The organism is Streptomyces sp. NBC_01210, assembly GCF_036010325.1.
Lineage (GTDB): Bacteria > Actinomycetota > Actinomycetes > Streptomycetales > Streptomycetaceae > Streptomyces.
This window is the reverse complement of sequence record NZ_CP108549.1, coordinates 205,032-218,766: the sequence shown is the minus strand read 5'-3', so window position 1 is coordinate 218,766 and position 13,735 is coordinate 205,032. Positions and strand designations below refer to the sequence as shown.

Here is a 13,735-nt window from a genome sequence, read left to right as displayed (position 1 = left end):
CGCACAGGGGGGCCAAAACGAGGGCGCGATGTCACTGCATGGGCTGCCGAAGGGGGACGCCATCCGGGTCGACCTCTGCGGTCAGTTGGACCATGCGCAGGGCGAGTTGTAACTCGAAGCGGTTCTCGGGGGTGTGCAGTGCCGACCCGAAAAGCTTCTCGATCTGACGCATGCGATAGCGGATGGTCTGGGGATGGACATTCAGTAATGCTGCGGCGCCTCGGGTACTGCCCTCATTCCACCAGGCGACGAGGGTCTGTACCACTCGTTCGCTCTGCCGAGGCGTCAGTTTCTCCAGAGGCCGGAGCCAGTGCCCGACGAACAGGTTCACCAAGGATGGGTCTTGAAGCAGCAGCAGCATCGTCAGGTGATCGTCGACATGGAGGAGGCGGGCACCTGGACTGTCCGATGGCGGGACTATGTCCAGCAGTCGGCGCGCCCAGCGCAGTGAGACCCCTGCCTTGGCCGCGGGGACGGCAGGCCCCACCGCTGCCGTCCAGTTGCAGCGGGGTGTAAGAGGTGGCTTCGAGTGAGCGGACGACTCGGGAACCACCAGATGAAGCTCCTCATCAATCGGTGCTGCCAGGATCTCCTTGTCCTGGTAGGACCATGGCGACGCCCACACGTGGGCCAGCGTGACCACGGCCCGTACGGTCGGTGGAATACGCCAGGCGGCTGCCCGGGCCAGTTCGGCGATGTCGGCCTGTGGTGCCTCTGGCTCGCCAGTGAGGGCGGCCAGCAACGTCTCTTGCGCACTTGGCCGAACTAGCGGATCGGCACAAGACCCGGCACTACTTGACCGGGTGAGATCGAGCCGCTTCTCAGTGTCAGGAAGTGGTGACCCAAGTATTTGGTCGAGTGCGGAGACGATTGCCCGGTCCACCCCATGCTGGAATGTGTCGGCCGACGTTGGAACTTCGTCTTCTGGCGAACGGGAAGGCTGGGACGACGAAGACGCTGAACCTGATCCGTGGGGTATGCCGCCGGCACGGCTGTTCAAGCGCCCGAGCCGTGTGCCTGAACGGGATTGGTGCATCTTTCACCTCGGGTGAGGGCGGCGGGTGTTTGGTGTGGTGAGGGTGGGGGAGTTGGTGCCGAAGCGAGCCGGAAACCGTGCGAGCGCCGGAGCTTGTGACGTGTGACATTGTACCCCGCTCGCGGAGACCAGGGAGGATGGTACGCAGGAACAAGCGCCGCGATGCTGCGCATCGTTCTTCAACTCGACGTCATCGGGCGGCGGTGGCCCGTGCGGCTCAGGCGATCCGGAGCCCACAGGCACAGAAAACCCCCGAACAGAAGGCTGTCACCTCTCCAGAAGTGACGCGAGCCGTGCGAGCGTCTGAGGCAGCTCACGTTGGAGGGCAAACCGGTCGGTCCCGTTGTCGCCGATGACCACCATGAGGGTGTTCGGTCCGACGGGATGCACCGAGATGAAACCGGTGTTGCCATGAACGCGCACCTCTTGCAGTCCTTCGATCCCCCCTTCCGCGGCGATACGCCAAGCGACACCGAGCGAGGCCGCGCCCAGCGCGGCCATGGACTCCGGCTGTACTGACAGGGCAACCGATGCCACACACAAGCCGTCGGCCGTGGCCAGCATGGCTCCGTCAATTCCGATCACACGCTCCCGGAATGAAGCCAATTCGATTGCTGCATGTGAAGCTGTCTGGGGCGCCATGGCTGCCTCGCTTTCCTTCTCGGTGGGCTACGTTCTGGCTGGGTGGGTTGTGACCTGAACCGCGGGAGTACATCGAAGACTCGCTGAGGCGGGTCGGTGAGTCGTCGTGACCGAGGGCGGCAACCGCAAGGCATGGAGAGATCAAGGAGCCGACTCATCCGCTCCCTTTGTGGTCTCTGGAGGCTCTTGTCCGGGCCTGAGCTTGCGCACGAGGGCCGACCAAATCGTGGGCGCCGGAAGTCTGCGATGGTCCTGGGTCCCTTCGGCCGGCGGACTGCTTCGGCGGTGAGGGAGCGGCTCTGGGACCGCAGGTGGCAAGGTGACCGCGGGTTCCCTTACACGCTGCGTCACTGTCACCACGGCGGGTGTGGGATCGGGGGAGACGCAGACGATGAGGCCACGCTCGCGCATTCGGTCCAGATCGACCATCACGGAGTAGACTCCGCGCCCAATGATGAACGCGAGGTCTCTCGGCGTGCGCCGCCCGTTGGCGGCGATGATGATCTCCCGCTGGCGGGGCGTCAGACGTGCAGCAGTCGCCTCTGCACGCGATGAGGGCTGGACTTGCATCCGTGCCAAGTCGGTCGGCGAGCACCATCGTTGTGCGATATGCGCAATTCGGGCGTCGGTTTCGTCTACCAGCGTTCGTGGTTCGACGCCCGCTCGCAACGGCATCAGGTGCTGCGTGCCGGGATCCTCTGCCGGATTCTGCGGCCACCAGCCGTCCAGCGAGCTCAACGCCATGGCGAAAGCGCTGTCGTAGAGGGACGCCAGGCAGACCGTCTCAAGCTCGGCCGGGCTCACCTCGTACTTCGAGGCTGCTGTCGTGAGTCCGAGGTCGTGAGGCGTGTGTACGCCTCGCTGGATGTGCCGGCGTCGAGATGTGCGCAGGATGTTCAATGGCGGGGGCGCGGCCGGTGTGTCGATCGCTGTGACAAGTCCGTGGCGCAGGTGGAGGATCCCGCCTGGTTGACCGGACACGGTGAATGCCCCGCTGAGGCGATTCTCGCCGAGATAGAGGAGCAGCTGGCTGATGATCGGCTGTTCCGTGCCATCCAGGTATCCGGGCCTTGAGGCTGTGGGGTCTGCTCCGCTCATGACAGTCGGCCTCGGGCGTGTTCCATGAGTTCTCTCGTCGCCAGCGCGAGATTGCTCTCCTTGCGGCTCAGCACGGCGGAGAGCAGAAGCTCGCCGCCGGCGCTCGGCACAACGATGGTGACTCGGTAGTAGAGCGTGCTTGTGATCAAAAAGTCCTCCGCGTCTCCCTCGGCGCCGGCTTGGAGCAAGTTGTCCACGACGAGAGAGATAGGGCAGCTGAGCTGACGTCCGTCTTCGAGGACCGTGCAGTCGCCCACCTCGGCGTAGGTAAGTCCTGTGACCCCGTCGACAAGAGAGACCGCCAATACCCCGCGCACACTCAGCGCGGCAGTCATCAATGCATCGAGCGTGTTCACTTGGCCCCTTCACGTTGCGCTTTCCAGTAGAGACCTTAATACTCCTGGTCAGGCGCCAGGGGGCGAGGAGAGATAATCGCCCTGGAAGCGCATCATCACCGGCGAAGGTATTCGCAGAAAGTATGGACATGGATATTGACAAGGCTCTGAAAGAGGCTATGGCTATCGACGGCGCGCTGGCCGCAGCGCTCGTCGACTTCGAGAGTGGAATGACGCTGGGGTCGTCGGGCGGCGGGAGGGATTTCGATATTGACGTGGCAGCCGCCGGTAACACGGATGTCGTCCGAGCCAAGGTCCGGACGATGGCAGCCCTCAAGATCGATGACTCCATCGAGGACATCCTCATCACCCTGAGTCGCCAGTACCACCTGATCCGCCTGGTGCCCGGGTCGCATGGGTCTCTCTTCCTCTATCTCGCGCTGGACAGGGCGCGCGCGAATCTCGCTCTGGCCCGGCACAGCCTGCGGCGTGTCGAGTCGATCATCGCGTTCTAGCGAGATCCCTGAAGGGTGTTCGTTGCCCGTGCTCAGCACAGGTCTTGGTGGGCGGTGCAAGCGATGACCGGTGCATTCAAAAACAGGAGAGTCTCAGTGTGTGCACTGCTCATCGGCCTCGGCTGAGACCTACGGGCTTCCGATACGTTACGGACTTCCGGCGTCACGGCTATGGGAGGTAGAGGGAATCAGAATAGCGGCTGGAGTTCCACGTGTCTGCCGGGTCGCGTGACTGATGAGTGTGTGTGGTATGCCCTCATTTCTCCAGCCGCTATATTGATTTACAGGCGTGTCCGGCTGTGGGTGCGGTGTCAGTGAAATGCCGGAGACAGCGCATTCGATCACCAAGCTGTGAATACTGGGTCTGCCGCTTTCCGGACTCGAGACCTGGACGTCAGCGTTGGTGGGGGATGTGCACCTGGTTGCAGTGGTGGCCGCTGTGGAGGCCGAGCCGGACGAGGCCGTCGGCCAGGGTGGCATCGTCCTGGACAGGAAGCAGCCGGTACCCCTGTGCGGGATCTGGGACCACAAGAGCCATTTCGTCCCTGTCTGAGGCCAGCGGGCCCCCGGACAGGGATCGGGTGTGGTGGAGCCAGACTCCTTCGCCCAGGAGAGCCACGGCGCTCTGTGCAAGCCGACGTCCGGTCCCGTCCACGACGGAGGGATACCCGGAGAAGGCAGAGCCATCCATGGTCAGGGCGAGGGTCGCGGGGAAATCGGTGAGTGCGGCAACCGCATACTCCACGGCCTGAAGTCGGTCCCGGCGGTTCCTCTCGCTTTCGGCACGCTCAGTTTCTGCCCGCTCGACCTCTGCTTCTGCGTGAACCCTGGCGAAGAAGCACGACGTGAAGCGGCGCAGTGCCGTCATCGGAGCGGGCGGATTCTGGGAAGCGGTCATGGGTTTGGCGCTCCTGTCGGGGATCCGGTGCGGTGTCGCGGCAGGGCCCCGTCCCTGCAGTGCTGCGTGCGGGGGGCGGCCGATTGCTGAATCAAGGGGGGCTTCCGGTCGACTGCATGTGCGGGCTTGCCGGCGCGACTGAGGCGCCTCGTAGGCTGGGGCCGGTGTCGTACGGGAGCGCGCGGGAAAGAGGGGCTCGTCGGGCCGGCTTGCCCGCTGACATCCGCTGCACCGTGGCAGACGTTGCCGCGTTGTGCGAGCGCTTGCATGAAGGCGGGTTGGGGACAGGTCGAGCCACGGGTATCTCCCGGTCGCGCAGTGTCTGAGCTGTCACGCTCTCATCACGTCATCTGAATCGTAATGGCGTTTGTCGTCTGGCCAGAATCCAGTGGGCGGTAGACGAGTTATGGCTGCCATAGGCGAGGCGTGGGTTGCCTTCGGGTGCATCGAACGGCTATGAGTCAGCCCCGTCACCCGTCACCCGACAGCGACAGCGATGCCAGGGCGCGGTGACTCCGAGACCGTGACCCTGAGAATGTGGCCCAACGCGGAGTGGCTGTCACCCACCGGCGGTGCTACTTCCATCCACCGGAGAGCCGGTGAGACCTGAGGCGGCGGTCCATAGGAGGCGGCTATGCGTGGCATTTGCCGGTGCTACCACAGTATCCATTGCGGTATCGCTGAACCTTAGTAAAAGTTGTGCCCAACTGCGCAGAAGGGTTAGAAAGATGTCATCACATGAACTCGATTTCATCGACCTGCGGCACCGGCACAACTACGTCAATGGCGAATGGCTGCCCGCCGAGAGCAGGCAGACTCGCCGGAATATCAACCCTGCTGACTCGGCAGACGATCTCGGAGACTTTGTCGAGTCCGGGGGCGCCGACGCAGACCGCGCGGTGGACGCGGCGGTGGCGGCACAGTCCGAGTGGCAGGCGATGGGCCCGATACGCCGTGCCCGCTTCCTCACAGAGGCGGGTCGGCTGCTTGAGGAACGGGCCGAGGGCATTGCCCGAGCGATTACTCGGGAACAGGGAAAGCTGCTGACCGAATCCCGTGGTGAGGTGGAAAGAGGCGCTGCGATCCTCGAGTTCACGGCAGGGGAGGCCAGGAGGATCAACGGCACAACCACCCCGGCCGAGGAAGAGCGGACATGGGCTCTCACATTTCGTCGGCCCATCGGGGTCGTCGGGTTGGTATCACCGTGGAACTTCCCTTTCGCGATCCCCATGTGGAAGGTGGCACCGGCCCTTCTCTCGGGCTGCACGGCCGTACTGAAGCCGTCGCCATTTACGCCGCTCACAGCCGCCCTGCTCATCGAGCTCTTCCACGATGCCGGAGTTCCGGCCGGAGTGCTGAACCTCGTCCAGGGCGATGCTGCGGCCGGGGAGGCGCTGGTGGCCAATCCCTCCGTTGCCGGGATTAGCTTTACCGGCTCGCCTGGCGTGGGGGCCGCCATCCATAAGGGAGGGGCGCATCGACTGCTGCGTACACAGCTCGAGTTGGGGGGCAAGAACGCGGTGCTTGTCCTGGATGACGCCGATCTTGAAAAAGCGGTTGATGCCGTAATAAAGGGTGCATTTGGTCAGGCAGGGCAGCGATGCAGTGCCACCAGCCGTGTCGTGGTCGATCGCCAGGTGAAGGACGAGTTTCTGAGCCTGCTCGTCCCGCGTGTCGCGGCACTCCGCGTGGGACCGGGCATTGACCCGACGTCCCAGGTCTGCCCGGTGGTCAATACGGACCGGATGAATGCCTGCCTGGAGGCTGTCGCCACGGCGCAAGAGAGCGGCGCCAAGGTTCTCACGGGAGGACATCGGGTCACCGACGGGCTGCCCGACGGTTGCTATGTGGCGCCGACCATCGTCGGCGACGTGGCATGGGACAGCGAACTGGCGCAGGAAGAAATTTTCGGTCCCGTACTCAGTGTGGTCGAGTCCGACGGCTTCGACGACGCGCTGCGGATCGCCAACTCCGTACGTTATGGCATGTCCGGCACTGTTTTCACCGCGTCTCAGTCCCGGGCCTTCGAGGCCATGGAACGCCTTGAGGCCGGAATGCTGCACATCAACCGTCCGGGGGTCGGTGCCTACGCCCACCTGCCGCATGTCGGTACAAAGGCGTCGCAGTACGGACCGCCGGAGTGCTCCCCGCAGGTGTGGGACTTCTACACCGAGTGGCGGTCCGCCTGTATCGCCTTTTGAGCCGGCCGCGACGCAATGAACGCCGGGATCAGACAACCAGCCCGTGTGACGGACGGGGACGCCTTAGCGCGCGCTGCGGCCGGCTTTGCCCGTCGATCTCTCGTCATGATGCCCCATCACCGCACTGAGGAGCGGCCTTGAGCAACGAAAACGTGGCCAATCTGTTGAAGGAGGAGCGGAGATTCGCTCCAAACGCCGAGATTGCCGACGGCGCCAACGTCACTGCGCACACCTACGCCCAGGCGAATGCCGACGAGCTCCGCTTCTGGAAGAACCAGGCAAGCAGGCTCACCTGGAGCCGTGAACCGATACAGACCTTGGACTGGTCCAGTCCGCCGTTCGCCAAGTGGTTCGCCGACGGAGAGCTGAACGTCGCGTACAACTGTGTCGACCGGCATGTGGAAGCCGGCCTGGGGGACCGGGTGGCGATTCACTTCGAGGGTGAGCCGGGAGACAGCAGAGCCATCACCTACGCCGAGCTTCAGCGTGATGTGGCGCAGGCAGCACATGCCCTGACAGCACTGGGGGTTCACGCCGGCGATCGGGTGGCCATCTACCTGCCGATGATTCCCGAGGCGGCGGTGGCAATGCTGGCTTGCGCCCGCATCGGCGCGCCGCACTCGGTGGTGTTCGGTGGATTCTCCGCCGACGCCCTGGCGGCCCGGATCGCCGACGCAGGTGCCCAGGTCGTCATCACCGCCGACGGCGGCTATCGCCGCGGCAAGCAGCTGGCCCTCAAGCCCACCGTGGACCAGGCACTCACGCTTGATGGTGTGGGGCACGTCCGTCATGTTCTGGTGGTCCGTCGTACCGGACAGGACGTTGCCATGAAGGATGGCCGCGATGAGTGGTGGCACGAAGCGCTGGCGGGGCAGCCCGAGGACCACACGCCCGTCGCATTCGGCGCCGAACACCCGCTCTTCATCCTGTACACCTCCGGAACCACCGGGAAACCGAAAGGCATCCTGCATACGTCGGGGGGATACCTCACCCAGGCCGCTTACACCCACCACGCCGTCTTCGATCTCAAACCGGAGACCGACGTGTACTGGTGCACCGCGGACGTGGGGTGGATCACCGGGCACTCGTACATCGTCTACGGGCCCTTGGCCAACGGCGCAACCCAAGTCATGTACGAAGGCACCCCGGACGCACCACATCGGGGCCGCTTCTGGGAGATCATCGCCAAATACGGGGTGTCACTCCTCTACACCGCCCCTACCGCGATTCGTACCTTCATGAAGTGGGGTGAGCACATCCCCGCCGATTACGACCTCACCTCACTCCGTGTGCTGGGGTCTGTCGGCGAACCGATCAATCCAGAGGCGTGGATCTGGTATTGGGAGCACATCGGTGGCGGGCGCTGCCCGATCGTGGACACCTGGTGGCAGACGGAAACCGGCGCAATGATGATCAGCCCTCTGCCGGGCGTCACGGTCACCAAACCCGGGGCCGCCCAGACGCCTCTGCCGGGCATCTCGGCCACCGTGGTGGACGACGGCGGAAACGAAGCGCCGGACGGTGTTGGCGGCTACCTCGTACTGGAACGGCCCTGGCCCGCGATGCTCCGAACCATCTGGGGCGACGATCAGCGTTACATCGACACGTACTGGAAGCGATTCGGGAACCGGTACTTCGCCGGCGACGGAGCGAAGAAGGACGAGGACGGCGACATCTGGCTGATGGGCCGGGTGGACGACGTGATGCTGGTGTCGGGTCACAACATCTCGACCGCGGAGGTCGAGTCGGCGCTCGTGTCCCATCCGCAGGTGGCCGAAGCGGCGGTCGTCGGTGTCGCTGATGCCACCACCGGACAGGCCATAGTCGCGTTCGTCATCATGCGCGGCGGAGTGCCCGAAGACGGGCCACTGGCAGGGGAGTTGCGCGCTCATGTCGCGCGGACACTCGGTCCGATTGCCAAGCCTCAGCGGGTCCTGTGCGTGCCGGAACTGCCCAAGACCCGTTCCGGGAAGATCATGCGCAGGCTCCTTCGAGACGTGGCTGAGAACCGTGAGTTGGGGGATGTCACCACTCTGACCGACCCCGCGGTGATGCACCTCATCAAGGATGGGCTCCCAACCGCGAACAACAAGAGCTGAGAGAAGCCCTCCGTGCCCTCGCGGCGCCATGGTCAACGGCGACCTGGCGCCGCCGGCATGTCATAGAGGCGACACACCATCTGTTTGGAGCGAGTCCATGCGTATAGTCCTGATCGGGCCTCCCGGAGCGGGGAAGGGCACCCAAGCACGCTTCCTTGCCCGGGACCTGTCGATACCAGCGATCTCCAGTGGAGATCTGTTTCGCATGCATGTGGAACGCGGAACGCCGCTGGGACAGAAGGCCGGGGCCTTCATTGAGTCAGGAGACCTTGTCCCTGACGAGCTGACGACCGCGATGATGGCTGACCGGATCCGGGAACCGGACGCTGCGTCGGGCTTCTTGCTCGATGGGTTTCCGCGAACGGTCAGCCAGGCACAGCTGCTCGACGACTTCCTCGCGGAGGATGAGTCTCCACTGGATGCGGCAGTCTTCTTGGAAGTTCCCGATGAAGTAATCCTGGCACGCCTCACCGGTCGTAGAAACTGCGAGGCCTGTGGCCTCATCAGCCATGTCACGTTCTCGCCGCCTCGGGTTCCTGGACGATGCGACGATTGTGGCAACGCTCTGAGCCAGAGGAAGGACGACCGCGAGGAGATAGTGCGCCGACGTCTTGTCGCATACTCGCACATGACTGCGCCGTTGGTTCATCGATATGCAATTGGAGGAATTCTGATCAGGATTGATGCAACCCTGGGGGTGGAGGAGGTCCGTCGGCAGGTGGTGGATGGCTTGTACGGCCGGTCACTGCAGGCCGCCTCAGAGGCTCTCTCGTAACGGCGTGTCGCGGGGTATGTGAAACCGAATTCCTCATCTCCGCTGTGGGTGGTGCCGCTGACTGTTGCGGCACCACCCACAGCGGGGTGCGCGCAGTTGACGGAGCCGTGCTTCGGGCCATTGCGCGACGAGGCTTCGCCCCACGACGGCAAGCGACTGTCGGCAGTCAGGACGACTCAGTTTTCAGTTGCGTCCTTCCACGCTTCGACATAGGAAGAGAGGTTCTCATCGACGTCTTCCCAGTCCGGCTCGAAGAATTCAACGCCGTTCAGCAGCTGGCCGACTGTGGTGTTGTCGGCGCCGCTGCGGGCGGGGAAGCCGCCGCCGACCGAACTGACCTGCTGCTGGGCCTTCTCGCTGAGCATGAAGTCGAGCAGCTTCTTGCCGTTCTCGGTGTGCGGGGCCTTGGCGAGGAGACCCGCTGCGTACGGCAGCGCGAAGGTGGTGGGCTTGCCGCCCTCCCTGGCCGGGAACCAGATGCCCAGGTTCGGCCTGGACTTGGACTGCGCGTAGTTCATCTGCACATCGCCGTTGGCGACCAGGATCTCGCCCTTGTCGACCATGGGCGCGAGCTTGGAAATGGAGGACGACGGGCCGACGTTGTTGGCCTGGAGCTTCCTCAGATAGGCCATCGCCGGCTCCTTGCCGCCGAAGTCGTGCATGGCCTTGATGACGACGGCGGTCCCGTCGCCTGTGATGCCCGGCGTGGAGTACTGGAGCTTGCCCTTGTACCGCGCGTCCAGGAGTTGCTCCCAGGTGGTGGGCGCAGTCTTCAGCTCCTGCGTGTTATATATGAAGCAGAAGTAGTTGATGACGACCGAGGTCCATTTGCCGTCGCCGTTGACCTGCTCGGGGCCCTGGGTCACGTACGACTGGAGCAGGCTGGAGTCGGCCTGCTGGTGAAGGGCGGGAGGGTGATGATGACGTCGGCCGTCGTATTGGACTTCTCGCGGACGGCGCGCTGCACCATCTCGCCGGAGCCGCCCTCCATGTACTTGACCTTGATGCCGGTCTCCTTCTCGAAGTCCTTGAAGACCTTGTCGTACCAGCCGTCGCCGTTCTCGCCCTTGAGCCCAGCGGCGCTGTAGACGGTGACGACCTTCTCGTCGGACGCAGGGGACGTGCCGCCGCAGGCGGTGAGGGAGACGGCGAGCACGAGGCTACCGACGACGGCGGCAATCGGCTTGAGGTGGCTGTTGTGCATGACGATGAGCTCTCCCAGAAGCACAAGTCTTGGTACACGTACTGGATATCCGCGCATACAGCGAGCAGGACGAGCAGTGTCGTGGCCATCAGGACGACAGCTGTGGTGAACTGCCCCGGAGAGCGCCATCTACCCGGCAGGACAGAGCCCCGCGCCCGGGTCGGGGCCTTGATGTGATGCTGGTTGGGCAGGGAAGCGGGCCCAACCAGCGCTGCCGTCTACGTGCTGAGGTTTTCCTCTGCGAGCCCGAAGGACAGTGTCATACCTGCTCCTCCGAGGCCATTGACGACGGTGACGCCCGGTTCTGGCTGGACCACCAGTTCCGTTGCTCCTGGGACCGACGGATAGATACCCGTCCAGCGTTCGGCTATCTCGAAGTCGGGGGCCTCAGCAAACGTCCGCAGATATTGCATGATGGCCGCGTTGACCCGTTCGTCCTCGAACGGGTGGTGGGTCTTGGCGTAGTGGTGGCTGTCGCCGATGGTGAGCGCACCGTCGGCGGTCTGCGACAGGAGGACGTGGATGCCGTTCTCTCGGCAGAAAGGAAGTTCCTCGAGCATCCGGTCGTTGAGGGTGCTGAGCGATGTGCAGTGCTTGAAGGCGTCGTAGTGCAAGAGTGTGAGGCCGCCGCACAGCGTTGCTCCCAATTGCCAGGCGTCCGGCTGGCGAGCGGTGCGCATCATCTGGAGCTTGCAGCGGACGATTGACGCGGCTGCGAAGGTATCCGGGTAGAGCGTTTCGAAGTCGTTGCCGCTGCAGACGAACACCCGCTCCGCATGCCAGACACCGTCCGTGGTCTCGACGCGAGGCAGTGAGATGTTGCGGACAGTGGTGCCGAAGCGGATGTCGGCGTCGTATTTTGCGATCAGGTGGTATGCGACGCTCGGGATCGCCTGGCGCGGGTCCACATTGAGCTCGGTGGGGCTCCACAATGCCGAGCGCAAGCCATCGGTGCGGACTGCGGCGCTTCGCTTGGCCGCCTCCGTGGGCGTCACCATGCGGCAACCCTGCTCGACGGCGGCCGGAGTGGTGGAGAGAAACTCCTCCAGCACGGCTTCCTCGTCCGGGTGGTGAGCCAGATGCAGGGACCCGACGTCCCGACACCACATGTGGCTCTCCGCCGCCACATCGAGCCAGATCTCCCGGCTCTTCAGAGCGCGCGCGTAGACATTGCCGGGCCTCTGACCGACCGGCCAGATGAGGCCGAAGTTTCTGATGGATGCACCGACGGAGTAGTCGTCGCGTTCGAAGAGGACGACACGGTCGCCACGTTTGGCTGCCGCGAGTGCGTGTGCGAGTCCGACGATGCCGCCGCCGATGACGGCGGTGTCGACGTGGTTGTCGGGCATGGCTACCTCATTCCGGGACGTTGGTGAGCCGCTCCGCGCGCCGTCCGGTGAGCGACGCACGGAGCGGCGGCTAGGGGGTCACGCGCTGACGGCAACCTCGTTCCAGCGCGCGAGCAGGAGGAGTGCCGCCACAAGTGCGGCACCCGCGAATCCATAGAAGAGGACCGTGCCGGACAGCAGACCAGGCAGGAGACCCGCCCAGGATCGCGTCGATCGATCCGCAGCCCTTGACCACGCCTGCGGCTGTGCTTGCGCCTTGCGAGGTGTGGCGGGAGCCCAGACCGGTTGAGCTCAGTTCGGCGGCTGCTGGCCGGACGCGAGAGCGGTGGCCACCCAGTAGGCGTCGAAGTTGCGCAACCGGTGGCCTGCAGGCAGTTCTGTGATCTTGCGGTTTACGAGGAAGGGCACTCGCTGTTCGGTAAGCCCGCCATGAGAGCGGAGGGGCTCGGTGAAACCGGACACGTCGTGGCGGTCCGGGCTCGTGCCGAGAGCTGTATTGCGTTCCGCGATGACGACCAGCTCGCCGATGCGGTCGGCCGGCAGCTCGAACCGGCGGCACGCGTCCTCTCTGCCGATCACTTCTTCGATACCGTCCAGGGTTCGCAGCTCGGCAGCCACCCCGTCGACGTCGGTGCCCTTGGGGAGGTGGAGGGTCGCATAGGAACCAAGGGCCCCGTGGTGCACTGTGTAGGGGTCCGTGATGGGCAGGACCACCCGTGACGTGGAGGTGCCGAGCGGGCCTGCGGTGAGGCCGTCGAGGACCGTCTGAAGGAAGATCACCTGTGGGGAGCCGTCCGCGGCGCTCTTGGCGTTCATGCCGTGGTCCGCGGTGACGACGACGACCGCGCCGAGAGCGTCGAGTTGGGCGAGGTAGCCGTCCATCATGGCGTAGAAGTCGTTCGCGGTCTTGGAGCCGGGCGCGTGCTTGTGCTGGATGTAATCAGTCAGGGACAGGTACATCAGCTCCGGCCGGTCGCGTTCCAGCACGTCGACCCCGGCAGCGAGGACAAGTTCGCTCAGCTCTGCGCTGTAGACCGATGGCAGGTCCATGCCCACGCGCTCCAGCACCTTGTCGATGCCGTGGTCCTCGACAGTGAGCTGATCGGACTTCTCTGCCGAGAAGCAGATCCCCTTGAGACCGCGGCCGAGGAGCCTGCGGAGCTTGTCCTTGGCGGTGATCACTGTGACCGACGCGCCTCGGGCTGAGAACTCCGAGAACAGTGTCGGGGCGCGCAGCAGCTCGGGGTCGTTCATCATGACCTCGGCGTCGGCATCGGCATCGTAGAAGTAGTTGCCGCAGATGCCGTGCACGGCCGGCGGAACGCCCGTAGCGATCGAAAGATTGTTCGGATTGGTGAAGGAGGGCATCACACAATCCGCCCGGAGATCGCTTCCCCGCTCCAGCATCTGCTCCAGGAACGGCATGCGGCCGTCCGCGATGGCTCGTTCGTGGTAAGCAGGCTCGCTGCCGTCCACGCAGATCACTACAACCGGGCTCGTGGGCCACGGGTAGGTACGACTGTTGACTTCGACACGGTCGTACCTAACGCCGTTCTTTTGCTTGCTCGACATCTAAATCCCTG

General features: G+C 64.3%; 11 protein-coding genes and 1 pseudogene. 4 read left to right on the top strand and 8 right to left on the bottom strand.

All coding sequences use genetic code 11. The features are described from left to right. Window positions 1-31: 31 nt before the first annotated feature. The 4 genes from OG735_RS00920 to OG735_RS00905 all read right to left on the bottom strand — a co-directional run bounded on the left by OG735_RS00920 (window position 32) and on the right by OG735_RS00905 (window position 3,132). Window positions 32-742: a helix-turn-helix domain-containing protein gene (locus OG735_RS00920; RefSeq protein ID WP_327321216.1), complete on the bottom strand. Its 711-nt coding sequence runs from the start codon at window positions 740-742 to the stop codon at window positions 32-34. A 561-nt stretch (window positions 743-1,303) separates the two neighbouring features. Next, a complete protein-coding gene (locus tag OG735_RS00915) occupies window positions 1,304-1,678 on the bottom strand; it encodes a roadblock/LC7 domain-containing protein (RefSeq protein ID WP_327321215.1) in 375 nt (124 codons plus the stop codon). A 141-nt stretch (window positions 1,679-1,819) separates the two neighbouring features. Continuing rightward, complete coding sequence (locus tag OG735_RS00910; RefSeq protein ID WP_327321214.1) at window positions 1,820-2,776, bottom strand: hypothetical protein; 957 nt, start codon at window positions 2,774-2,776, stop codon at window positions 1,820-1,822. After that, window positions 2,773-3,132 carry a hypothetical protein gene (locus OG735_RS00905; protein ID WP_327321213.1) on the bottom strand — a complete coding sequence of 120 codons (360 nt, stop codon included), beginning with the start codon at window positions 3,130-3,132 and terminating at the stop codon, window positions 2,773-2,775. Before OG735_RS00905 ends, OG735_RS00910 begins: the two co-directional genes overlap by 4 nt. A gap of 128 nt (window positions 3,133-3,260) precedes the next feature. Here OG735_RS00905 and OG735_RS00900 point away from each other — a divergent pair, with 128 nt between their 5' ends. Then, window positions 3,261-3,626 (top strand): hypothetical protein, encoded by a 366-nt coding sequence (locus tag OG735_RS00900; RefSeq protein ID WP_327321212.1) that lies wholly within the window; start codon window positions 3,261-3,263, stop codon window positions 3,624-3,626. 394 nt (window positions 3,627-4,020) lie between these two features. Here the strand turns inward: OG735_RS00900 and OG735_RS00895 are convergent, their stop codons facing one another. Continuing rightward, window positions 4,021-4,524 (bottom strand): hypothetical protein, encoded by a 504-nt coding sequence (locus OG735_RS00895; RefSeq protein WP_327321211.1) that lies wholly within the window; start codon window positions 4,522-4,524, stop codon window positions 4,021-4,023. A 728-nt stretch (window positions 4,525-5,252) separates the two neighbouring features. On the opposite strand from OG735_RS00895, the gene OG735_RS00890 reads away from it, so the two are divergent. From OG735_RS00890 to OG735_RS00880, 3 genes are all read left to right on the top strand, one after another. Further along, complete coding sequence (locus tag OG735_RS00890; protein WP_327321210.1) at window positions 5,253-6,725, top strand: aldehyde dehydrogenase family protein; 1,473 nt, start codon at window positions 5,253-5,255, stop codon at window positions 6,723-6,725. Between the two features lie 137 nt (window positions 6,726-6,862). After that, the gene (gene acs, locus OG735_RS00885; RefSeq protein WP_327321209.1) at window positions 6,863-8,824 is read left to right on the top strand and encodes an acetate--CoA ligase; all 1,962 of its coding nucleotides are present in this window, start codon (window positions 6,863-6,865) and stop codon (window positions 8,822-8,824) included. A gap of 97 nt (window positions 8,825-8,921) precedes the next feature. Beyond that, the gene (locus OG735_RS00880) at window positions 8,922-9,599 is read left to right on the top strand and encodes an adenylate kinase (RefSeq protein WP_327321208.1); all 678 of its coding nucleotides are present in this window, start codon (window positions 8,922-8,924) and stop codon (window positions 9,597-9,599) included. Window positions 9,600-9,775: 176 nt separating this feature from the next. Here the strand turns inward: OG735_RS00880 and OG735_RS00875 are convergent. From OG735_RS00875 to phnA, 3 genes and pseudogenes are all read right to left on the bottom strand, one after another. After that, window positions 9,776-10,803 (bottom strand): annotated as a pseudogene (locus tag OG735_RS00875) (2-aminoethylphosphonate ABC transporter substrate-binding protein). 218 nt (window positions 10,804-11,021) lie between these two features. Then, window positions 11,022-12,152: a TIGR03364 family FAD-dependent oxidoreductase gene (locus OG735_RS00870; protein WP_327321207.1), complete on the bottom strand. Its 1,131-nt coding sequence runs from the start codon at window positions 12,150-12,152 to the stop codon at window positions 11,022-11,024. Between the two features lie 291 nt (window positions 12,153-12,443). Beyond that, window positions 12,444-13,724: a phosphonoacetate hydrolase gene (phnA, locus tag OG735_RS00865; protein WP_327321206.1), complete on the bottom strand. Its 1,281-nt coding sequence runs from the start codon at window positions 13,722-13,724 to the stop codon at window positions 12,444-12,446. Window positions 13,725-13,735: the final 11 nt, after the last annotated feature.

Excerpts from the sequence above, each read along its gene's own strand:
- OG735_RS00895 (WP_327321211.1), bottom strand. The coding sequence starts at position 4,524 with ATGACCGCTTCCCAGAATCCGCCCGCTCCGATGACGGCACTGCGCCGC.
- phnA (WP_327321206.1), bottom strand. The coding sequence starts at position 13,724 with ATGTCGAGCAAGCAAAAGAACGGCGTTAGGTACGACCGTGTCGAAGTC.
- OG735_RS00900 (WP_327321212.1), top strand. The coding sequence starts at position 3,261 with ATGGATATTGACAAGGCTCTGAAAGAGGCTATGGCTATCGACGGCGCG.
- OG735_RS00890 (WP_327321210.1), top strand. The coding sequence starts at position 5,253 with ATGTCATCACATGAACTCGATTTCATCGACCTGCGGCACCGGCACAAC.
- OG735_RS00910 (WP_327321214.1), bottom strand. The coding sequence starts at position 2,776 with ATGAGCGGAGCAGACCCCACAGCCTCAAGGCCCGGATACCTGGATGGC.
- OG735_RS00880 (WP_327321208.1), top strand. The coding sequence starts at position 8,922 with ATGCGTATAGTCCTGATCGGGCCTCCCGGAGCGGGGAAGGGCACCCAA.
- OG735_RS00915 (WP_327321215.1), bottom strand. The coding sequence starts at position 1,678 with ATGGCGCCCCAGACAGCTTCACATGCAGCAATCGAATTGGCTTCATTC.
- OG735_RS00870 (WP_327321207.1), bottom strand. The coding sequence starts at position 12,152 with ATGCCCGACAACCACGTCGACACCGCCGTCATCGGCGGCGGCATCGTC.